This window comes from Bacillus sp. SIMBA_074 (genome assembly GCF_046534555.1).
GTDB lineage: Bacteria > Bacillota > Bacilli > Bacillales > Bacillaceae_G > Bacillus_A > Bacillus_A mycoides.
On sequence record NZ_JAWRYM010000017.1, the window covers coordinates 82,214 to 104,213 of the forward strand.

At 36.1% G+C, this 22,000-nt stretch carries 26 protein-coding genes and 1 other annotated feature; of the genes, 9 read left to right on the top strand and 17 right to left on the bottom strand.

Annotated elements, in window-relative coordinates; genetic code table 11:
* Positions 1 to 7: 7 nt before the first annotated feature.
* The 3 genes from opp3C to SB773_RS18455 form a co-directional block, all read right to left on the bottom strand.
* Positions 8 to 1,024 carry an oligopeptide ABC transporter permease gene (opp3C, locus tag SB773_RS18445; RefSeq protein WP_002086981.1) on the bottom strand — a complete coding sequence of 339 codons (1,017 nt, stop codon included), beginning with the start codon at positions 1,022 to 1,024 and terminating at the stop codon, positions 8 to 10.
* The gene (gene opp3b / locus SB773_RS18450) at positions 1,021 to 1,950 is read right to left on the bottom strand and encodes an oligopeptide ABC transporter permease (protein WP_088035105.1); all 930 of its coding nucleotides are present in this window, start codon (positions 1,948 to 1,950) and stop codon (positions 1,021 to 1,023) included. The genes opp3C and opp3b overlap by 4 nt, the downstream gene beginning before the upstream one ends.
* Positions 1,951 to 2,077: 127 nt before the next feature.
* On the bottom strand, positions 2,078 to 3,712 hold the full coding sequence (locus tag SB773_RS18455) for a peptide ABC transporter substrate-binding protein (RefSeq protein ID WP_113733644.1): 1,635 nt from the start codon (positions 3,710 to 3,712) through the stop codon (positions 2,078 to 2,080).
* A 319-nt stretch (positions 3,713 to 4,031) separates the two neighbouring features.
* Between SB773_RS18455 and SB773_RS18460 the strand changes: the two genes are divergently transcribed.
* Both SB773_RS18460 and trpS read left to right on the top strand, forming a co-directional pair.
* On the top strand, positions 4,032 to 4,412 hold the full coding sequence (locus SB773_RS18460) for a DUF3899 domain-containing protein (protein ID WP_410591315.1): 381 nt from the start codon (positions 4,032 to 4,034) through the stop codon (positions 4,410 to 4,412).
* A 105-nt stretch (positions 4,413 to 4,517) separates the two neighbouring features.
* Positions 4,518 to 4,735, top strand: a binding site (T-box leader).
* A 74-nt stretch (positions 4,736 to 4,809) separates the two neighbouring features.
* The gene (gene trpS, locus SB773_RS18465; protein WP_000110999.1) at positions 4,810 to 5,799 is read left to right on the top strand and encodes a tryptophan--tRNA ligase; all 990 of its coding nucleotides are present in this window, start codon (positions 4,810 to 4,812) and stop codon (positions 5,797 to 5,799) included.
* Between the two features lie 279 nt (positions 5,800 to 6,078).
* Here the strand turns inward: trpS and SB773_RS18470 are convergent, their stop codons facing one another.
* The 7 genes from SB773_RS18470 to SB773_RS18500 form a co-directional block, all read right to left on the bottom strand.
* Positions 6,079 to 6,825: a YjbA family protein gene (locus SB773_RS18470; protein WP_002030367.1), complete on the bottom strand. Its 747-nt coding sequence runs from the start codon at positions 6,823 to 6,825 to the stop codon at positions 6,079 to 6,081.
* Between the two features lie 141 nt (positions 6,826 to 6,966).
* Positions 6,967 to 7,758 (bottom strand): DUF2268 domain-containing putative Zn-dependent protease, encoded by a 792-nt coding sequence (locus SB773_RS18475; protein WP_002030365.1) that lies wholly within the window; start codon positions 7,756 to 7,758, stop codon positions 6,967 to 6,969.
* Positions 7,759 to 7,873: 115 nt separating this feature from the next.
* A complete protein-coding gene (gene fabF, locus SB773_RS18480) occupies positions 7,874 to 9,112 on the bottom strand; it encodes a beta-ketoacyl-ACP synthase II (RefSeq protein WP_410591318.1) in 1,239 nt (412 codons plus the stop codon).
* 31 nt (positions 9,113 to 9,143) lie between these two features.
* Positions 9,144 to 10,076: a beta-ketoacyl-ACP synthase III gene (fabH, locus tag SB773_RS18485; protein ID WP_001100550.1), complete on the bottom strand. Its 933-nt coding sequence runs from the start codon at positions 10,074 to 10,076 to the stop codon at positions 9,144 to 9,146.
* Positions 10,077 to 10,510: 434 nt separating this feature from the next.
* Positions 10,511 to 10,687: a ComZ family protein gene (locus SB773_RS18490; RefSeq protein WP_002011319.1), complete on the bottom strand. Its 177-nt coding sequence runs from the start codon at positions 10,685 to 10,687 to the stop codon at positions 10,511 to 10,513.
* A 64-nt stretch (positions 10,688 to 10,751) separates the two neighbouring features.
* On the bottom strand, positions 10,752 to 11,624 hold the full coding sequence (locus tag SB773_RS18495; RefSeq protein ID WP_002188748.1) for an NAD-dependent epimerase/dehydratase family protein: 873 nt from the start codon (positions 11,622 to 11,624) through the stop codon (positions 10,752 to 10,754).
* 29 nt (positions 11,625 to 11,653) lie between these two features.
* Entirely contained in the window at positions 11,654 to 12,388 is a 735-nt protein-coding gene (locus SB773_RS18500) for a lipase family protein (RefSeq protein WP_063217364.1), read from the bottom strand.
* Positions 12,389 to 12,544: 156 nt separating this feature from the next.
* Between SB773_RS18500 and SB773_RS18505 the strand changes: the two genes are divergently transcribed.
* The gene (locus tag SB773_RS18505) at positions 12,545 to 12,727 is read left to right on the top strand and encodes a YjzD family protein (protein WP_001211112.1); all 183 of its coding nucleotides are present in this window, start codon (positions 12,545 to 12,547) and stop codon (positions 12,725 to 12,727) included.
* 31 nt (positions 12,728 to 12,758) lie between these two features.
* Here SB773_RS18505 and clpB read toward each other — a convergent pair whose 3' ends face one another.
* Positions 12,759 to 15,359: an ATP-dependent chaperone ClpB gene (clpB, locus tag SB773_RS18510; RefSeq protein WP_113769124.1), complete on the bottom strand. Its 2,601-nt coding sequence runs from the start codon at positions 15,357 to 15,359 to the stop codon at positions 12,759 to 12,761.
* 172 nt (positions 15,360 to 15,531) lie between these two features.
* Positions 15,532 to 15,711 (bottom strand): YjzC family protein, encoded by a 180-nt coding sequence (locus SB773_RS18515; RefSeq protein ID WP_002086997.1) that lies wholly within the window; start codon positions 15,709 to 15,711, stop codon positions 15,532 to 15,534.
* Between the two features lie 490 nt (positions 15,712 to 16,201).
* On the opposite strand from SB773_RS18515, the gene SB773_RS18520 reads away from it, so the two are divergent.
* The 3 genes from SB773_RS18520 to SB773_RS18530 all read left to right on the top strand — a co-directional run bounded on the left by SB773_RS18520 (position 16,202) and on the right by SB773_RS18530 (position 17,455).
* The gene (locus SB773_RS18520; protein WP_002030271.1) at positions 16,202 to 17,011 is read left to right on the top strand and encodes a Cof-type HAD-IIB family hydrolase; all 810 of its coding nucleotides are present in this window, start codon (positions 16,202 to 16,204) and stop codon (positions 17,009 to 17,011) included.
* 105 nt (positions 17,012 to 17,116) lie between these two features.
* Entirely contained in the window at positions 17,117 to 17,257 is a 141-nt protein-coding gene (locus SB773_RS18525; RefSeq protein ID WP_000516816.1) for a hypothetical protein, read from the top strand.
* Positions 17,258 to 17,455: a DUF3813 domain-containing protein gene (locus SB773_RS18530; RefSeq protein WP_002011309.1), complete on the top strand. Its 198-nt coding sequence runs from the start codon at positions 17,258 to 17,260 to the stop codon at positions 17,453 to 17,455.
* Positions 17,456 to 17,481: 26 nt separating this feature from the next.
* Here SB773_RS18530 and SB773_RS18535 read toward each other — a convergent pair whose 3' ends face one another.
* Positions 17,482 to 18,339, bottom strand: a complete 858-nt coding sequence (locus tag SB773_RS18535; RefSeq protein WP_002125914.1) for a YitT family protein — start codon at positions 18,337 to 18,339, stop codon at positions 17,482 to 17,484.
* A 100-nt stretch (positions 18,340 to 18,439) separates the two neighbouring features.
* Between SB773_RS18535 and SB773_RS18540 the strand changes: the two genes are divergently transcribed.
* Positions 18,440 to 18,571: a DUF3941 domain-containing protein gene (locus SB773_RS18540; protein ID WP_001120851.1), complete on the top strand. Its 132-nt coding sequence runs from the start codon at positions 18,440 to 18,442 to the stop codon at positions 18,569 to 18,571.
* Positions 18,572 to 18,701: 130 nt separating this feature from the next.
* Complete coding sequence (gene prsA, locus SB773_RS18545; protein WP_113733650.1) at positions 18,702 to 19,559, top strand: peptidylprolyl isomerase PrsA; 858 nt, start codon at positions 18,702 to 18,704, stop codon at positions 19,557 to 19,559.
* A 135-nt stretch (positions 19,560 to 19,694) separates the two neighbouring features.
* Here the strand turns inward: prsA and SB773_RS18550 are convergent, their stop codons facing one another.
* The gene (locus tag SB773_RS18550; RefSeq protein WP_131246108.1) at positions 19,695 to 19,931 is read right to left on the bottom strand and encodes a hypothetical protein; all 237 of its coding nucleotides are present in this window, start codon (positions 19,929 to 19,931) and stop codon (positions 19,695 to 19,697) included.
* A gap of 304 nt (positions 19,932 to 20,235) precedes the next feature.
* Here SB773_RS18550 and SB773_RS18555 point away from each other — a divergent pair, with 304 nt between their 5' ends.
* The gene (locus SB773_RS18555) at positions 20,236 to 20,511 is read left to right on the top strand and encodes a hypothetical protein (RefSeq protein WP_410591330.1); all 276 of its coding nucleotides are present in this window, start codon (positions 20,236 to 20,238) and stop codon (positions 20,509 to 20,511) included.
* Positions 20,512 to 20,578: 67 nt separating this feature from the next.
* Here SB773_RS18555 and SB773_RS18560 read toward each other — a convergent pair whose 3' ends face one another.
* From SB773_RS18560 to SB773_RS18570, 3 genes are all read right to left on the bottom strand, one after another.
* Positions 20,579 to 20,812, bottom strand: coding sequence for a YuzF family protein (locus SB773_RS18560; protein ID WP_088031430.1), 234 nt, complete (start codon positions 20,810 to 20,812; stop codon positions 20,579 to 20,581).
* A gap of 239 nt (positions 20,813 to 21,051) precedes the next feature.
* Positions 21,052 to 21,285 carry a hypothetical protein gene (locus tag SB773_RS18565; RefSeq protein ID WP_044437760.1) on the bottom strand — a complete coding sequence of 78 codons (234 nt, stop codon included), beginning with the start codon at positions 21,283 to 21,285 and terminating at the stop codon, positions 21,052 to 21,054.
* Positions 21,286 to 21,582: 297 nt separating this feature from the next.
* Positions 21,583 to 21,729 (bottom strand): BC1881 family protein, encoded by a 147-nt coding sequence (locus tag SB773_RS18570; protein WP_002011296.1) that lies wholly within the window; start codon positions 21,727 to 21,729, stop codon positions 21,583 to 21,585.
* Positions 21,730 to 22,000: the final 271 nt, after the last annotated feature.

Here is a 22,000-nt window from a genome sequence, read left to right on the forward strand (position 1 = left end):
CCCTCTTTTACTTACGCATTTTTGGATCTAACGCGTCGCGTAATCCGTCTGCAATTAAGTTGAATGCTAAGATTAACATACTGATGACAACCGCTGGGATGAACATCATATGTGGATACGTTTGAATTGATTTATAACCATCATTTACAAGAGAACCAAGTGATGCGAATGGTGGCTGAATACCTAGTCCGATGAAGCTTAAGAATGCTTCACCAAATACCGCTGTTGGAATTGTAAACATTGTCATTACGATAATTGGTCCCATTACGTTCGGAATTAAGTGCTTCACAATTAACTGTGTATTCGTTGCCCCTAATGTACGAGATGCTAATACATATTCTTGGTTTTTTAATTTTAGGATCTGTCCACGAACGATACGCGACATCCCTATCCAACCTGTAATTGCCATCGCAAGTGTAATTGACCAAATACCTGATCCCATAATGATTACCATTAAAATAACGATGATTAAGTATGGAATACCGTTAATGATCTCCATAATACGTTGCATAATATTATCTACTCTGCCGCCATAGAAGGCTGAAATACCTCCATATGCAACCCCAATTACTAAGTCAATCGCTGCTGCTAAAAGAGCGATATATAATGATACTCGTGTACCTTCCCATGTTCTTGTCCATAAATCACGGCCAAGATCATCTGTACCAAACCAGAAGTACTCTTTAATATCACGTTTTTCATATTGGTCAACACCATATTGATCTGTACCGTCAAATGGTAGCCAATGAACATTTTCAATCACTGGAATTTTCGGTGGCATTTTCGCACGACCTAAATCCTGCTCTTTATAAGAATGCTTACTTACCATCGGTCCTAAAATTGCTAGTAGTACAATAAGCATTAATAATACGAAACCAAACATTGCACCTTTATGTTGGAACAAACGTCTTCTTACATCTTGCCAAAACGTTAAGCTTGGACGGGCAATGACTTCATTATCAACATTACTCTGATTGGCTGGTTGAAATAAATCTGGAGATAATTTTTGTACATCTTTCATCATTTTTTCCCTCCCGCTAAACGAATACGAGGATCAATAATTCCGTATAAAATATCGACAATGAAAATAACTAAGATGAAGATCGCACTATAGAAAATTGTAGTTCCCATAATAACTGTATAGTCATTCACTGTAATCGATTTAACGAATTGTTCCCCAAGTCCAGGTACAGCGTAAATTTGCTCAATAACTAGTGTCCCTGTAATTAATCCTGCAACCATTGGTCCTAAAATTGTTACAACTGGAATTAATGCGTTACGCAGTGCGTGCTTGATAATGATAACGCCTTGGCTAATTCCTTTCGCTTTCGCTGTTAAAATGTAGTCTGCTTGCATAACCTCAATTAACTCTGCACGAGCGAAACGTGCGATTGTTGCGATAACTGCCATCGATAAGGCAATTGTAGGCATTACTGTAAACTCCGGTCCTTTCCAGAATGCTACTGGGAACCAACCAAGTTTTACTCCTACGAAATATTGTAGTAATGCGGCGAATACGAATGATGGTACCGACATCCCGAGTACGGAAATAATGGTCGCCCCATAATCGACCCACGTATTGTTACGAAGTGCCGCAACGATTCCTAAAATTAAACCGATAAATGTTCCTAATATAATCGCTTGTAAACCAAGTTGTGCTGATGGTCCAATACGATCCACAATCATATCTGTTACTGGGCGATTATCATATTGGAATGATACCCCTAAATCACCTTTTGCTAAGTTACCTAAGTAACGTGCATATTGAACTGGTACTGGATCATTTAATCCATATTTTTCAAGAATGATTTCTTTTTGTGCCGGTGATAGTTTCTCCTGGTTTTTAAGTGGAGAACCCGGTAGTAATTTCATCAAAAAGAAAGTCATTGTAGTAATTAAAAATAATGTCAAAGCCATGTACACGAAACGTTTTAATACATAACGTCCCATAGTCAAGCACCTCCCCGTTTTTCTCAAAAGCAATAAGATAGTTTGAAATATTCTTACTTTTATTTTTTTAAAATAAGAGCACATGCCCATCATAGGCATATACCCTTATTCATGATGGAAACCATTTTTAGTTTTTGAGTTCAACCCACTTATAGCTAAATTCTCCGCCATATTTATGTTCTAATAGGCCTGTAATTGAACTACGTTGTAAATATGCCTTTCCAGGTTGATATACTGGAGCAATCGCTGCATCTTCAAGCAGTTGTTGTTCTGCTTTTAATAGAGCATCCCAACGAGCTTGTACATCTACTTCTGTTTTGGCTTCCTTAATTAGTTCATCATAAGCTGGATTTGCGTAATTCACTTTATTTTGTGAATTACCTGTTGTATACATTTCAAGGAATGACATTGGATCCATATAATCTGGACTCCATCCCGCATATGACATCGCATAATCTCCACTTGCTTCAAGTTTTAATTTTTGTGCAAATGGCTGCATTTTTGTTGAAACTGTTAAACCTGGTAAGTTCTTTTCGAATTGTCCCTTTAAATACTCTCCGATTTTTTTGGCATCATCAGTATCAAAGTTTAATAACTCTAACTCTACTTTGTCTACACCAAGTTCTTTTTTACCAGCTTCCCAATATTTTTGAGCTTCTTTAACATCCTCTTTTATAAGCTTTCCGTTCTCTTCACGGAAGTCTTTTCCGTTAGGTCCTTTTGCCAAACCTTTCGGAACAAAACCATACATTCCTTCTGAACCATCGTTTAAGATAACTTTTCCGATACTTTCACGTTCAAAGGACATCGCAATTGCTTTTCGGATATTTTTATTTGCTAAAAACTTATTTTTTTCATTTAAACGAATGAATTGTGTAGATGGTCTCTTAATTGTTTTAAAATCAGCATCTGATTTGTATTTATCTACAAATTCTGATGTTAATACTACACGATCAATCGCTTTCGTTTCATATAAATTTATAGCAGTTGAACGATCCTTAACAATATTGAAGTTTATCTCCTCAAGCTTCACTTCTTTATTTTCCCAATACGTTGGATTTTTCTTAAGGTGGAAACTTTGTTCATGTTTCCATTCATTTAAAACGAATGGGCCATTATAAAGTGTCGTATTGGATTCTAATCCAAATTTTGTTCCTTGTTCTTTTACAAACTTCTCATTCAAAGGATAAAATGTTGGATAGACTGTTAAACTTACAAAATAAGGAACAGGGTTATCTAATTCCACTTCAAGTGTGTGATCATCAATTGCTTTTACACCAAGTTCCTCAACTGGTAATTCTTTTTTATTAATTTTCTCTGCATTTTTTACATCAAATAGTATGTAAGCAAATTTGGCACCCGTATTTGAATCAACAGCTCTTCTCCAAGAATAAACGAAGTCTTTCGCTGTTACAGGTTCACCATTCGACCATTTCGCATCTTCACGTAATTTAAATACATACTTTTTACCATCTTCTGATTTCTCATAAGATTTAGCGACTCCCGGAACAAGTTTATCGTCTTTCCCCAGACGATACAATCCTTCCATTGTGTTATTCATGATGTTAGAAGATGCTGCATCCGTTGATAACGTCGTATCCATTGTTGGTATCTCAGCAGTTTCTGTTAGATTCAATACTTGCTTATTTGAAGTACTGGATCCTTTCGCGCTTGCCTTATTATCATCTTTTTGATAACTACAGGCTCCTAGCACACTTACTGTCAACGTCGATGCAAGCAATAGCGGTATCTTTTTCTTCATGTTGTGTTGCCTCCCCTAATTGCACTTCCTGTACCCTCACTTGTAGAAAATTAGAATTGAAAGAATAATCTCCAAGTTTCTACAATTTTCATTATACATATAATTAGACGATTGTGAATATAGTTTTTTATTTTTTTGTTAAAATTTTTAATAAAATGTTTATATTTTTAATTTTTTGTAAAGGGATACGTTAACATTGCTACCATCATCTTGAAATTAGAACCTCAATTGCGTATAATTTTCAAAAAATTATTTATATTACTTATTATAACTTTTATAGTATAATAATTCTAGTAATATTTTGACGGAGGGGAATATTTTGAATAAAGTTTTTTTTCATACTTGTATACTATTTTTTGTTGCGATAATCGTTTCTAGTGTTGGCGCATTCTTCGTTTCATCTCATTTTTTGTTGAATTTTGTCAACATCTCATTCTATATTGCATTGATTTTTATTCTTATAGGTGGTTTTTTATTCATATTTCAAAACGGATTTTTTAACGTAACAATTTACGCATTCCAAAGAGTATTTGGTACGAATAAAAAAATTGACTCTTTAATTGAAGAAGCAGAGGAACCTATCGATAAGAAAGAACGTATTTATAAAACATATTCATTCAAATGGACGTATCCGATTTGTATTACCGGTATCGTACTTGGGTTGTTCTCGATCCTCATTAGCTTTACTATTTTGATGTAGTTTGCAAACACTATCCCATATGATATAATAATCAGCAAAACATTTTGTTATAAAACTTTAGTTCTTTCATATTAAAAGAGCTTAGGTAACAATAAATAAATTTATATGTATGCGATGATAAAGAAGAGTACATATTGGGGCAATTTCAGAGAGCTTGTGGCTGGTGTGAACAAGTAATTGTACAGTATGGAATGGGCTTTTGAGCACCAAACCGAACCGAAAGTAGTAGGCTTTGGCGTTATATCCAGACGTTATTATGGATCTTGAGAGATTTCACAGCTGTGAAATAATTAGGGTGGTACCGCGGTCCATTCGTCCCTATGTAATTTGGGATGAATGGGCTTTTTTGTATGCCTTCTCTTCCCCATCGCACATTCAATTTTAGGAGGAATTACTTATGTCAGTTATCTTTTCTGGTATTCAGCCAAGCGGAACGATTACACTTGGAAACTATTTAGGAGCTATGAAGCAATTTACAGAGCTTCAAAATGAACACGACTGTTATTTCTGTATTGTAAACCAACATGCGATTACAGTACCTCAAGATCCCGTACAACTTCGTAAAAACATTCGCAGTCTTGCTGCACTTTATGTAGCATGCGGCATCGATCCTGAAAAAGCTACTTTATTTGTACAATCAGAAGTACCAGCACACGCTCAACTAGGATGGATTATGCAATCAGTTGCTTACGTTGGAGAATTAGAGCGTATGACGCAATATAAAGATAAATCTTCTGGTAGAGATTCAGTTCCAGCTGGATTACTAACGTATCCACCATTAATGGCTGCTGATATTTTACTTTACAACACTGAAATCGTACCTGTTGGTGATGATCAAAAACAACATATGGAATTAACACGCGACCTAGCAGAGCGTTTCAACAAACGCTTCCGTGAAGTGTTCACTGTTCCTGAAATTCGTATTCCAAAAGTAGGAGCTCGCGTTATGTCATTAACAGAACCTACGAAAAAAATGAGTAAATCTGATCCGAATCCAAAAGCAATGATCAGTATGCTTGATGAACCAAAAACAATTGAAAAGAAAATTAAAAGTGCTGTAACTGATTCTGAAGGTATCGTGAAATTTGATAAAGAAAACAAACCTGGAATCTCTAACTTATTAACAATCTACTCTTCATTCTCTGGAAAGACAGTTGAAGAAATAGAAGCAATGTACGAAGGAAAAGGATACGGAGACTTCAAAGGCGACCTAGCACAAGTAGTCGTAGAAGCAATTCGTCCAATCCAAGACAAATATAACGAACTAATCAACTCACCAGAACTAGACGAAATTCTAGACAAAGGTGCCGAAAAAGCGAACCGCGTTGCATTCAAACAACTACGTAAAGTAGAAAACGCAATGGGATTAAGTAGAAAACGTAGGTAACTTATAAAGCGGAGGCGACTGCTTAGCCCTGACGGCTAAGGTTCTTTCCCACAGAAGGTGCTTTTTACCTTCTCGTGGGGAAGGTTCTTAGACGCGAAGGGCTAGGAGCCGGAGCTGGATTTCTTATAAAGCGGAAGCGGCTCGTTCAGAATGTGAGGGGGATGGAGCTCCTGACGTAGAGGCGGGTTTTGCCTCGCAGGAAGGCGCGAAGCCACCGAACATTCTTGCCGCTGGAGCTAAGTTACAACAAATTAAAAAAACCGCCAATTGGCGGTTTTTTTAATTTACCTTCTGCTCATTTTCCATTTCCCATAACTTTTCAAAAAACGGCTGTCCTTTTACAAGGCGCTCACATAATTGCTCGTGCTTCTCAGACCATCCAGTTTTCGCTTCATCATAAAGTTTAGCCCAAACATCTTCAAACTCCATATGTTGGACCATTCCGTACGCTGATGGATCCCACTCTGTGAACCAATAGCGAATTTCAGCTGGATTTTTCGTTGTATGTAATTGATCTAATGCCATAAATAATAATTGTTTTAACTGTCTTTCTTTACGAGTTAGGCCGTTCATAATGAAAGGCGACGGCGATAAAATATGATGTTCTTTTTCAATCTCTTCCACTTGGAACTCATACTTTTCTGCTTGCACATTCTCTACCATCTCATATACCATCTGTTCTTGACGCGGTATAAGCCTACTTTTTCTAATTGGCACATTATAGCCGATTGAATCAATCGCAATAATTCCTTTTCCATCTGTAACTACAAAACAATATTCTTGTTGCAAACGTTCGTGATTTTTACGAATATAAGCCTTATGATATACGTCTTCCAATAATTTTTGCGGAAGCTCTAATAATTCGTTCTCGATGTAATGATATAATGTGGCATCTACTTTTAATAATGGCACTTGATCTAATAGCTCAATCGTATCATCTTTCCGCCATTCGTAAAAATGACAAACGTTATACCCATTCTCTTCACCTTCAAACCAATTTACCCATACATCATGTAGATATAACATTCACTACCCCTCACTTCACTACTGTTTGTACCAATCATTATGTTCAGTTTTGCTTAACTTTATTCCACTTGAGGAAATATATTCTAATTATTATTTTTTCTTCTATAATATTAAAAAAACAGGAGATAGCTCCCCTGTTTTTCATGAAACATGAAATGTATTTGCTTTATTCAATATTTCTTTCGCATCTATAGATAATAAAGAAAGTGTATTTTCTCCTTCAAATGCTACACAATCTTTCACAATATGAAATCCCAGTGCATAGCCCAGCATTTTCGGATACGAGTGCAGTCCATTTAATAAAACATCATGCTCCCTCGTACCTCTCTTTACGCCTATTCGTTCTTGTATTGAATTCCTCCAATAATAAATAGCATCTTCTTTTGAAATGTAAGTAGTCCACGGTGCACATCTTTTTTCTGTATACCTTTCATACACAGCTTGCTCAGCTAACCCTTCCATAATCATCGTATCAAGTAATGTATACTCTGTTTCTTTCGTCTCAATTTGATGTAACCTACATATATGATGGTATTCATGCGTTAATAAAGCTTTTAGTTCCTCTACTGAATTACGTCCACATACGAATAAGAAAATAACGTGACGCATAGATAAGCCAGCCTTCCCGTTATATTCCTCTTGTACAGTTCGATTGTATGAATCTGATAATAAAATAAAGATAGGGACATCTGGACCTTTTAGCCAACCTTTCAATTTTTCATACTCCATGCTAAGTTCTTTCCAAATTTCTTTCTTCTCTAACTCTTTAATTTCCTGCTCCCCCCGCATTACTGGGCGATACATACCTTTAGAGATTAAAAAGCGATACAGCCTCTCTTTTGGCAATGGAATATACTTTGTAAATTTCTCACAAAGCTTCTCTGGACGTCCATAATACAGATGTAACCATTCTGCCGTTTCAACAACCCCCAACCTTCATCCCTCCTTTTCTTATGTATATGCAAAAAAGAAAGGAACGTAAAGGTGATTAAAAATAAATAAGGTGTCTTTTCGTAATACTTTACGAAAAGACACCTTATTGTACATATTATTTATATGCTTTAAATACTAATACTGCGTTATGACCACCGAATCCTAATGAATTACTTAATACAGCTCGCACTTCTTGATGCCTCGCTGTATTTGGTACGTAATCTAAATCACATTCTGGATCTGGTGTTTCATAGTTAATCGTCGGAGGAACTACTCCGTCTGTAATTGATTTAATAGAGAAGATCGCTTCAACAGCACCAGCTGCTCCTAATAAATGACCTGTCATTGATTTCGTTGAGCTAATCGCTACTTTATATGCATGCTCACCGAAAGTTTCTTTAATTGCCATCGTTTCATACTTTTCATTTGCATCTGTACTTGTACCATGTGCATTAATGTAATCAATATCTTTTGGCTCTAGACCTGCATCAGCTAAAGCTTGACGCATCGCACGAACTCCGCCTTCACCGCCAGGAGCAGGCATTGTAATATGGAACGCATCACCAGTTGCACCATAACCAGCAATTTCCGCATAAATGTGAGCACCACGCGCTAATGCGTGCTCTAATTCTTCAAGAATAAGAATTCCTGATCCTTCACCCATTACGAAACCGCTACGATTTTTATCGAATGGGCGGCAAGCTGTTGCTGGATCTTCATTGAATGTTAATGCTTTCGCTGAGCTAAACCCAGCGAATGCCATACTTGTTAATGGCGCTTCTGCTCCGCCTGTTATCATCGCATCAGCATCACCGCGCTGGATTACTTTAAACGCATCACCAATTGAGTTTGCTCCAGATGCACAAGCTGTTACAGAGCAAGTATTAATTCCTTTCGCTCCTGTAGCGATTGACACTTGACCTGCTGCCATATCTGGAATCATCATTGGTACGAAGAATGGGCTCACGCGGCGCGGACCTTTTTCAGTAAAAATCTTAAATTGTTCTTCGTATGTTTCCATACCACCAATACCAGAACCAACCCATACACCAATGCGTGGTGCATTTTCTTCTGTAATTTCAAGCTTCGCATCTGCAACTGCCATTTTCGCTGCTGCTACTGCATATTGCGTAAAGCGGTCCATACGGCGCGCTTCTTTTTTATCTATATATTTTTCGACTTCAAAGTCGTTAATTTCTGCTGCTACTTTTGCAGGAATTTGTTCTGAATCTATTCTTGTAAGTCGTCCGATTCCGGATACACCGTTTTTAATGTTTTCCCAAGCTGTTTCAACATCTGTTCCGATCGGTGTAACAGCTCCTAGCCCTGTAATTACGACCCTCTTTTTTTCCATACAAAATACACTCCTTTTTTTCTCTCAGTCCTTATTTACCCCAACGAAGAGCTACTGCTCCCCATGTTAACCCGCCGCCAAAACCGACTAGTATAATTAAATCACCATCTTGAATACGTCCATTTTGCAATTCCTCTACCATTGCAATTGGAATTGAAGAAGCCGATGTATTACCGAACTTTTCAATTGTCATACTCATTTTTTCTTTCGGTAAATTTAATCTTTCTCTTGCAGATTCCATAATACGAATATTCGCTTGATGTGGTACTAAGAAGTCCACATCTTCTTTCGTAAGTCCCGCTTTTTCTAACACGCGAAGACAGGAATCACCAAGTTGGCGAACAGCAAATTTAAAGACTTCTCTGCCGTTCATCATAACATACTCGTCTTGATAAAGATGCTTACCGCCACTTCCGTCCGCTCCTAATTCAAAAGAAAGTACACCTTTTCCTTCCGAAACAGCTCCCATTACGATAGCACCTGCTCCGTCTCCAAATAGTACTGCTGTATTTCGATCGTTCCAGTCTACAATTTTAGATAGTTTGTCACTACCAACTACTAATACATTTTTATAAGTTCCCGTTTGAATAAATTGCTGCGCTGTAATCATTCCGTACATAAAGCCAGCACACGCTGCACTTAAATCCATTGCGGCTGCGTGTTTTGCGCCAATTGCTTCTTGGATTACACAAGCTACTGCTGGGAATGCGCGATCTGGCGTTACTGTTGCCACTAAAATAAGATCGATATCCTCTCCGCTAATCCCGGCATCTTCAAGTGCTTTTTTAGAAGCCTCTACCGCCATATATGAAGTATCTATTGTATCATCGGCAATGCGTCTTTCTGCAATTCCCGTTCTCGTACGAATCCATTCATCAGATGTATCTACGATTTTCTCTAAATCGTGATTTGTGACTACTTTTTCTGGCACATATCTTCCGATCCCTAAAATGCCCACGTTCACATCGCAGCCCTCCGTTTTATATCAATTATTATGACTTGGTACTAATTTTAAAACATAAATGTACTTTTGTCTAGAATATATTTCAGCTAAAAAAATAAGACAGCGTATTACTAACTTTATTTTTCATTAAAAGAAACAGAAAAATCCCTATCCTTTCAAAAGATAAACTTCCCAATACTTTTGACCTTACTCCGCTCGAAACAAAAAAAGCCCTTACCGCTTCTATCCACAGCTCGAGCCTCTCTCCCATCAAAAAAGAAGGGTTTGGTTTTATTCTTTATCTGCTTTCCCTTCAAAACTAAGACGTTCTCCTCATAACCTTTCCCTTTAACCTCATCATCTCTCTGGTCTTACCTCGCTCGAAATAAAAAAGGCCCTTACCGCTTCTATCCACGGTTCGAGCCTCTCTTCCATCAAAAAAGAAGGGTTTGGTTTTATTCTTTATCTGCTTTCCCAAGCTCATATGCTTCGCCCATTACTTTCATCAATAGCTCTAACACTGGCTGTGCTTTCTCCATATCAAGCGCAATTCCATTAGAATCTAAAATTGCCTTAGCTTCTGGTAAATGTTTCATTGCGATTTGTAAAAATTGCATACTTTTTTCGTTCATGTAATCTCTTCCTCTCCATTAAAGCTTTTCAATCAATTATCCATACAATAGTTTAACACGTGCGCTACCCTTCGTATAACTCTTTATATTTTTTCATATGTGCTAATTGTTTATTTAAACCGAATTCTACTGGTGTATTTTTTTGAATAGAAATAACCTCTACAGCTTCATCTCTTACTTCCACATTTTTTTTATTTACTTTATCATCTGCATGCAGCAAGGTCATACCTTTTTCCCATAACGCTTCTTTTCCGCTAAGTAAGTTATATATACCGAGGTGTTTTACATTCATTCCATTTTCCCATAAATATTCACATACATCTTCAACGTAAAGTAAATCGCTTCCTTTTTCTCCATTTATACAACGGCACTCTTTTTCATCAAGTTCTGATAAAATAAGCTGATGATACATCATAAACGACGGTTGCCACGGCCCATATAATGTAGGAACTCGATATGCACTATATTGTAATTCGCCTTTTTTCAACCCTTCTTCCACTTTCGAAAATAGATGTTTGTTTTCGGATTCTTCAGTGCTTCCTATTTCAATAGAAGAAATTAGATTTAACTTTACTTTATTTTTTTCACACATCCTTACGATTCGTTTTAAATATTGTAATATGACCCTTTCATTCCGAAATCCACTTTGCTGATTCGGCTCATACAAGCAAAAATAAACTGTATCGAAACTCTCTTCCTCTACCGATCGCCATCCGTCTTCATCCCTTATAGAATAGTACGTAAATAACGCATTCCGCCCAATCAACAATAATTTCTCTTCATTAATTTTTGTCATACTATCAAATTCATCAAAATCAAGACCATATACTTCTACTTCTTCTGCAATCATTTTATTCACAAGGTGATAACCTACAAACGTAAGTGCACCTATAATCAGCACGCGTTTCATACCACCAACCCTTTCCCCTTGAAACAAATAGCTCCTCATTTATGTATATGGGAGCTTCACAATTCTTCTTCATATTTTTTAAAGAAATCAGTCGTTTGTCTAACCATTTTATATTTCACATCTTGCAGATGGAATAAAACAGAAGTATCGCATTGATTGAATTGCCTCATTTTCTCGTATTTACGTAACAATTGTTTTCTTCCTCTTTTTTCCTGTGTTGATACGAAAATCTTAACAGGTACACAAGACGGAAGAAGCGCAAATGATTTCTTATTTATTTTTGATTCTAATTCTTCTTCTTTGGAATCATACGCCAAACTTAATTCCTTCACTAATCTTTTGTAAAAAAACTTATGCTCTTTCTCAAAATCCACATATTCTGGTAAATCTAAACACGGATTTAACATAACGACAGAACGTATACATTCAGGGTATTTGTTCATCATCTCCAGTGCTACAAGCGCTCCCATACCATCTGCCATAATGTGCATTTTCGCATTCAATGTCTCTTTTCTTAGAACGACATCATACAAACGTTTTGCAAGACGAACAGCTCGATCGTTCCCCCAATGCCTTCCGTATAAGTTAGATGAAAAGACCGTATAGCCTTTTTCAATAAGGCCCTGTAAAAAATAAGCTCTCCCTGCATGCTGTGTCCATAAACTTGTACCATTCTCAATAAAATAGTTATAATCTCCTAGGAGCATAACAGAAAATCCATTTGGCTTTTCCGGTAAATAAATTACACATGGTTCTTTTTCTAAGTAAAAAAAACGTTCCGTAATACTCATTTTTCCCCCGCCTTATTTTCTAAACGTATAAAAGTACTCTTTTATAATGTATGAACAGAATGCAAATTTGCGTTGAAAAATCTACAAATATTTTTCTATATTCTTTTTTCAATTGTGTTACAATAAGGACAGATTGAACGAATAGAGGTGTAAAATATGCGTTTCATTTGGGCATTAATTTGGTCGTTCGCGCTTGTACATATGATGAGCTACGTAATCGGCTCTATGACTGGCGGTACATACGATTTTAACCAAGCGTCTATTTTCTCAGTTGTTCTTGCGGTATTAGTATTAGCGATTTCAGCTGCAATTCCAAACGAGCCAGTAGAACAACACTAAAAAGAGTCCGGATTTTATCCGAACTCTTTTTTTACTTTACATGAACAACTAATTCGTTATTTTCTACATCAACAACTACGTGACTATTATCCGTAATCGCTCCTGCAATTAATTCTCTCGCTAATTTCGTCTCAACTTGACGCTGTACGTATCGTTTTAACGGACGAGCTCCGTACAGCGGATCGAATCCAGCTTCTACAACAAATTCTTTTGCAGATTCCGTCAATTCTAATGATATGTGGCGATCTGCTAAACGCCCTTGTAATTCTTGTACAATCTTATCAACAATACCTTTAATTTCATTCCTTGTAAGAGGTTTGAATAAAATAATTTCATCGACACGGTTTAAGAATTCTGGTCGGAAATGTCCTCTTAATTGTCCCATTACAAGTTCTCTTGACTCTTCTTTAATAGAACCATCTTCTTCTAGCCCTTCTAATAAGTGAGCAGATCCAATATTTGAAGTCATAATAATAACCGTATTTTTAAAGTCTACTGTACGTCCTTGTGAATCTGTAATGCGGCCATCGTCTAACATTTGTAATAAAATGTTGAATACTTCTGGATGTGCTTTTTCGATTTCATCTAACAAAATAACAGAATATGGTTTACGTCTTACTGCTTCTGTTAATTGTCCACCTTCTTCATATCCAACATATCCAGGAGGCGCTCCAATTAAGCGTGACACTGCGTGTTTCTCCATATACTCAGACATATCGATACGAATCATTTGCTCTTCACTGTCAAATAATGTTTGCGCTAACGTTTTTGCAAGCTCAGTTTTACCAACACCTGTAGGGCCTAAGAAAATAAATGAACCAATTGGACGATTCGGATCTTTAATACCAGCGCGAGCACGAAGTACTGCGTCTGATACAAGGCTTACCGCTTCCTCTTGACCGATAACACGCTCTGATAAAATTTGTTCAAGACGTAATAATTTCTCACGTTCACCTTCAACGAGTTTTGCGACAGGAATACCAGTCCACCTTGAAACAATGTCTGCAATTTCTTCTTCACTTACTTCCTCGCGTAATAAACGATTCTCTTGTTTATTATGTGCACCCATCTCTTCCGCTTCTTTTAACTCTTTTTCGATAGCTGGAATTTTCCCGTGGCGAAGCTCAGCTGCTTTATTTAAATCGTAATTTCCTTCTGCTTCTTCTAACTCACGGCGCAAGCGCTCTAAATGTTCACGTAAGTCACGCACTTTATGAATGTCTTCTTTTTCTTTCTCCCATTTCGCTCTCATACTACTTGCAACTTCTTTTAAATCCGATAATTCACGTTGCAATGTTTTTAGGCGCTCTTGACTACCTAAGTCCTTTTCTTTCCCAAGAGCAGCTTCTTCAATTTCCAGCTGCATAATGCGGCGCGTTACTTCATCTAGTTCTGTTGGCATAGAATCAATTTCTGTTCGAATTGTTGCACAAGCTTCATCAACAAGATCAATTGCTTTATCGGGCAAGAAACGATCCGAAATATATCGATCTGATAAAACAGATGCCGCTACAATCGCGCGGTCATGAATATTTACACCGTGATAAATTTCAAAACGCTCTTTTAAACCACGTAAAATGGAAATTGTATCCTCAACAGTTGGCTCTTCTGCTAACACTTGTTGGAAACGTCTTTCTAACGCTGGATCTTTCTCAATATATTTACGGTATTCATCTAATGTCGTTGCCCCGATACAATGCAGTTCACCACGCGCTAGCATTGGTTTTAACATATTTCCCGCATCCATCGCTCCTTCTGTTTTACCAGCGCCGACGATTGTATGAAGTTCATCAATGAATAATAAAATGCGACCTTCACTCTTTTTAATTTCATTTAATACAGCTTGCAGACGTTCTTCAAACTCACCGCGGAATTTTGCTCCGGCCACAAGTGCACTCATATCTAAAGCGAAAATTGTTCTATCTTTTAATCCTTCTGGGACATCTTTTTTCACAATACGCTGCGCTAATCCTTCAACGATTGCTGTTTTACCAACACCTGGCTCTCCGATTAAAACGGGGTTATTTTTCGTTTTGCGTGAAAGAATGCGGATCACGCGGCGAATTTCACTATCTCTGCCAATTACAGGATCAATTTTCCCCGCTCTTACTTCAGCCACTAAATCACGGCCATATTTTTCTAACGCTTCATAAGTTGCTTCTGGATTTTGACTAGTCACTCTTTGATTCCCCCGAACTGTCATTAAAGACTGTAATAAGTTATCTTTCGTAATATAAAATTTTGCGAATAATTGATTTATATCGCCTTTTTCTTCAGAAAAAGCAAGTAATACATGTTCGATTGAAATGTAGTCATCTTGCAATTTCTCCGCTTCTTTTCCTGCTCTTACAAGCAGTTGTTGCAAAGCACCTGTTACATATAATTTCCCTGCCTCTGCCCCGCTTCCAGTTACAGAAGGCTTTTTCTTAATTAAACTTTCTACACCTTGCTTTAACGCTTCTATATCGACATTCATTTTTTGAAAAATACGTACCGTTAATCCGTCTTGCTGCTCTAATAACGTAAGCAATAGATGAACAGTATCTACTTCTTGATGATGATGAGATACCGCTAAAGATTGAGCACTCATAATCGCTTCCTGTGTTTTCGTTGTCATTTGATTTAAGTCCATCTTTACAGCCCTCCAAATGTTTGACTTTCTTTGACCTTTGATTTGATTATACGCCAACTGACTTTTTTATACAATAATTTTGCTTATGTAGTTCAAACTTATTATTGGAAAAAGAAAAAAGTAACATTCATTTTCCTAATCAAAAAAGCCGCAATAACGATTGCGGCTTCTGTTACGGTTTTCTTTTATATGTCCACTGACGGTTATGATTTGCGTTCTCTGGAAACTTTTCACCGGCAGTTAATTGTACCATTTGCGGATTTTTCACCATACTTCCCGTTTCACCAATTTCTACGTAAATGCCATCATTTGGCGCTTTTTGCCCTGAACGAAACCTGCGATTTTGTCCCATTTCCATTCTCCTTCCATGACGTCTTGCCTCATTAGTATATCCATTTTAAAAGAAAGCTTTTCTGTCATGTTTAGGAAACAAGTACTACGGTTTACCCATGTACATATATATAATTACACAAGCTTAAGCAGGAATTATTGGCATATTTGTTGAAAAAAAAGAAACCAACCTACTTTAGGCCAGTTTCAAAGGAGAGTCAAACATATACGAGAAGATTACATGTTCATTATAAGTCGCATTGTTCAAACAATGTAACCCTTTTCACAAATTGTACATAACGAAAGAAACATTGTTTGAACTTTCTAAAAAGATGTTGACTTTTCCTAATTTCCAATGAGAAATAGTAGACACCACAGCGCTTCGCGACGTAAGATGGATATATAGTGAAACTTTCATTTACAGTAGTTTCACCCAGTCTAACCTCTTATTTCTGCATATTAAAAACGGAAATACAGATAGAAATAAAAAAATTATTATAAGAGGTGAAATTATGAATAAACAACATTTAATCGCATTAGACTTAGACGGAACTTTATTAACAGACAACAAAATAATTTCTCCAAGAACGAAAAACACAATTGCAAAAGCAAAAGAACAAGGACATATTGTCGTTATTTCAACAGGACGTCCATTCCGCGCTAGTTACGATTATTATAAAGAACTTAGCCTTAACACACCAATCGTAAACTTTAATGGAGCTTACGTGCATCACCCTCTTGATTCAAGTTGGGGAACACATCACTCTCCTCTTGAACTTTCAACAGCGCAAGAAATCGTCCGAGCTTGCTTTGATTTCGGCGTGAAAAATGTCTATGCTGAAGTCATCGATGATGTGTATGTCCGTGAAATTGATGAAGATAAAAAACATATTTTTGAATTCGGTTCTCCAAAGATTTTCACAGGAGATTTATTAAATATTTTAAACGACCATCCAACTTGCTTATTAATCGATGCACATGACGAGCATTCTGCTGCAATTCGCCAACATTTAACAGATATGCATGCTGAAGTCATCGACCATAGAAAATGGGGTGCGCCTTGGCCAATTATTGAAATTGTAAAAAGCGGATTAAATAAAGCTGTCGGATTACAAAAAATTTCAGGCCATTATAATATTCCTAAAGAGCGAATTATCGCTTTTGGTGATGAGGATAACGACTTTGAAATGATCGAATTTGCTGGTCATGGAATCGCAATGGGTAATGCGATTCCTGAATTAAAATCACTCGCAAATCATACGACATTAACGAATGAAGAAGATGGTATCGCTCTATATTTAGAAGAGGTTCTTGGATTGTAATCTAAAAATTCCCTGCTTATAGTTTCTCGCCAAACGCTCATACTATTATTAGACGCAAGAGAAAGCGCGTCAATTGTTTTCAGCTAAATAAAGGGGGGTTTTCGAATGGGTAAAAAGAACAAATCAAAGCGTTTTATCCAGCAAGGAGCCGATGCTGTTATGAAGCATGATGCAAGATTCCCGTACAGAGGTACATTAGCTGAGGCAGAAAAAGCGAGAAGTAACTCTTCATTTGGAGGGGTTTAAATGGGGAACTTACTATTCCAACAAGCTAGAGACGCTGTTTCAAGTGCCGTTTCTTGTTCAAGTGGCGCTGAACAACAGGAACTCGTTTATAGAGCAAAAAACTCTTTGCACTCTGCTTATGCAAACTCTTCAACTGCTGAAAAAGTTCAGCTACGTGAAATGCAGGAGCAATTGCAAAACATTACGAATTCGCATTAAAAAAGGAGGACCAGCTTTGGTCCTCTTTAATCTTTTCTAAACAATCCAAACACACCGACCGTTTGCAGTATATTTGTAAATGCACCTGGGTCCACTTGTTTAATAACCCTCTCTAATTCGTACAACTCGTAACGAGTAATAACAATCATTAACATTTCTTTATTTTCATTTGTATAAGCACCTGTTGCTGGTATAGTTGTAATCCCCCTCACTAAGCGAGAGTGAATCGCTTTTCGCACATCTGCCCCGTTCTTTGTAACAATTAATGCCGTAATCTTCACATGACGGGTATGAATCGCATCAATAATTCTCGTTGATACATACAAAGTGACTAAAGTATATAATGCCTTTTCCCATCCATATACGTAGCCAGCAGCGATAATGATAAGTGCATTAAAGAAGAAAAAATACGTGCCGACAGGCTTATCTTTTATTTTTGATAAAATCATGGCAATAATATCTAGACCACCTGTAGAAGCCCCCCACTTTAAAGCAACCCCTACCCCAATCGCTGAAATAATACCACCAAAAATCGCATTCAATATAATATCGTGCGAAACCGCTCTAACTGGGATAATTTCTAAAAACAAAGTCATAAATACAACACAAAGAAAACTAAAAAATGTAAAGGCCTTCCCAACCTTTTTCCACGCTAAAATAACGACAGGAATATTAAACAAACTAAACAATACCCCCGTAGATATATGAATAGATAAAAAGTCACCTAATATTTGTGACAATAATTGAGACAATCCAGCAAAACCACTCGCATACACTTTCGCTGGTGTTAAAAATAAATTCATCCCAATCGCATTTAATAAACCCGCAATAATTACAACAACTAACTTCTTAATAAGTTCAGTATAATTCAGCTTCAAATCCATTTCTAATCCACCTTTAGTATTCATGAATGCACCGCTATACATAGTCTTTACGAAAAAGGAAATGATAAACATACAACGTTTAGAAATGGAGTTGATACATATGCCACATACTAGCGATAACGACAAAAAAGCACGCGACAATAATGCAAAGCGCACTCAAAAAAATGAACAAGAGCAAAAAAATATTCAGCAAGGAAAACGTGCATATTCTAAGAAAACCGATCACCTTTGATTACATCGTACATCAACTTTAATGTTGATGTACTTTTTTTACATTTTACAGGGAAAAAACATTAAAAATTCACTTCATGTTCACTTCTATATTCTACAATAGCGATAACATATTCGGATGAGGTGTTAGCATGAAAGGAAAAAGTACATTCATTATCACTGCACTAATAAGTATATTAATGCTATCTGCTTGCGGACAAAAAAATGACTCGGCCACAATCGCTACAACAACAAACTCAACCATTACGAAGAGCGATTTCGAAAAACAATTGAAAGATCGATACGGAAAAGACACGCTATACGAAATGGTAGCACAAGATGTTATTACTAAAAAATATAAAGTATCTGATGATGCGGTAGATAAAGAAGTAGAAAAAGCAAAAGATCAATATGGAGAACAATTCAAAGCAACACTAGAAAATAATCGTTTAAAAGATGAAGAAGATTTCAAAAATCAAATTAAATTCAAACTTGCATTGAATGAAGCGATTAAACAAAGCGTTACAGAAAAAGATGTGAAAGACCACTATAAACCAGAAATTAAAGCTAGTCACATTTTAGTAAGTAACGAAAATGAAGCGAAAGAGATAAAGAAGAAATTAGATACCGGCACTTCATTTGAAGAATTAGCAAAACAAGAATCTCAAGATTTAGCATCAAAAGATAATGGCGGAGACCTCGGATACTTCGGGGCAGGCAAAATGACACCTGAATTTGAAAAAGCTGCCTACAAATTAAAGCCCGGCCAAATTAGCAATCCCGTAAAATCACCAAACGGCTATCACATTATTAAACTAACTGATAAAAAAGATTTACAACCTTACGATAAAGTCAAAGACTCTATACGTAAAGACTTAGAAGAAGAACGTCTTGCCGACCCTTCCTTCGGTCAAAAATTATTACAAGATGAATTAAAAAAGGCGGATATTAAAATAAACGATAGTGAATTGAAAGATACATTTTCTCATCTTTTTGGGAAAGAGAAATAAAAAACGAGGGTGCAAACTTTTTGAACAGTATGCATGATGGTAAATGAGATTATATCGGCGTTTTTTCGAATATATCGATTTACCGACCAAAATTGACAACATAAAGAAGTAGGCTGCTTGAGCAGCCTACTTCTTTTATTCTTTCATTAATACTTTCAGCTTTTTCTTCAGACTTTTATAATGCCAATTGATGTGATCTAGTTCTATCTCTACTTCAATTAATATATCTATTAAGTCGTCTTTATTTTGCTGAGATTTCATAATATTTTCAAGCAATTTTTCGAATCTTTCACTACTCTCATATATATCATTTAAATCCACCGCTAATATTTCACGTTCTTTTTCAGGGCATACTACGGAAAGACGGTTTATTAATTGTTCTAGTACATTATCTTGCCCTTCCGTACCTCCGTTTCAATATCTCATCTATTCTTTCTTAATCTCTTGTAACAAAAGCATACAAAATTCAACTGAAGCTATTAGGGGGCACCATACCAAAAAAAGAAAACTGTACATTTAGACATTAAATTGACGTATTTCAATTTATTCCCTGTACGTTAAGGAATTAGTTTGTATATTTGTGGAGATATACGAGACAGGTGTGAATTTAGGGGAATCCAATATTTTCTATTCAAATATGATAGAATGAAAATATATCCAAAAGGAGGAACAACAACTGAACTCAAACACAAAACAGTTTATTTATGATATCCAGCAAAGAAAGAACAATTATATGGAAAATGTATTAATAGCAATACAACACCCTAAAAAAGAACAATCTGAACAGGTCATTCAAAATATAGTAGAGAAGATGGATATGATGATTAGTCTAGTTACTACGTACATGAGGATTGAATCAGGATCTACGGAAGAATTAACAGAACTTCAGAAAGAAATTATTCATGCTCAAGCATATATTCAAAAACGAAAACTTGAAGAAACACAGAGATAAAACCCTGTGTTTTTATTGGGTCGTCTATGACGCCAATCTGTTATAAATTAAATTAGATGTAATTTAATTATTGTTTTGGCATAATCCATACAATTTGTTGAATGCGTACAATATATGGCACCGTATCTTCAATGAGTAAATGATCTGGTTTCACATCTTTTAACTTTCCTCTTACATTACCTCTTACAGTTTCAATAACCACCTGTTTACCAATTACTGATTGTAATGTCTGATATACGTAGGGATTGGGTGCACTTACCATATGTTGTTCACTCAAGTCATTTCCTTCCGAATAACTCATTCTATAAGACTCCTTTCTAACTTACATTTTTTCTCTTAATATATGATATAAATCTTATAACTATACTAGAAGGATAATTCATTATAAAAAACGAAACTAACATTTTAATAAGGTGCGTTTTCTATTCCTAAATTGCTAAAAAATTATTTATATAAGGTTACTTTTACTAGTTAATAGGTGATGATATAGGGATATTTTGAATGTACATCCAGGCTGTTCCTTTCAAGATATGTATCATTTTAAATACGTGCTTTATTAGAATACTGCTCATACTTTTTTTGAGATTCTTTCGTAATACGTGCGGTAAGTAAAATTGCTAACAATAAAAACACTCCATATTTTCCCCCTGTAGCTCCTATGATAATCACACTACTACAAACAAGTACAATTAATAGGAGAAACGAAACTGAATAAATACGGTCATAATTCTTTGACATCTTTTCGTATTTTATGCGTTCTTTCCTTGCATCCATCTAAATTCCTCCTTTACATTATCCATTTCACTATCAAATAAATCTCGCCCTTAAAAAGGAAACCATATATCGTTTTAAATAATTAGTTTGTTTTTTTAGCAACTAATGTATATAACATGAAAAGAAATCCTACCAATGTTAAGCTTTCCACTATGATAATCCCGACCCTCTCCTCCCTATTAACCCCAACACATCAGATGAAAATTATGTGTATCCCATATTAGCTGCAGCAAACAAAAAGGATCCTCCCTTCTCTTAAAGGCTGATCCTTTTCTTCGTGCATTCAACTATTTTTAGCTATTCTTGATTAATTAGAATAACAGCTGGTCCATCTACACGAATTCCACCAACTTCGATTTTTTCATAAGGCTCAACTGTAATAGAAATGACCCCTTCCCGCTTCTTTAATTCTTTACTTAATTCTTTGGTTAACATTTTTTTCATGTGTGCACTCCTTCTTACTGCTTAATTTACTATTGTTATGTAAATAAAATTAAAAGTGGTTTCCTGGTCTGGAAACCATTTTTTGTAGTTAACCATATGGTGTTACCAGTTCGCTTATCAATTTTACGTAAAGAAGATAAACAATTACTATTCACTGTCTCAGTAGATGTAAGAAATTCTTAAAGATAGCGGTGAGATTGATTGTTTTTTCTTCTAGAAATAATGACTTAGATAGTATATTACCTAAAACAATGAAAGCCCTACCTCTCTT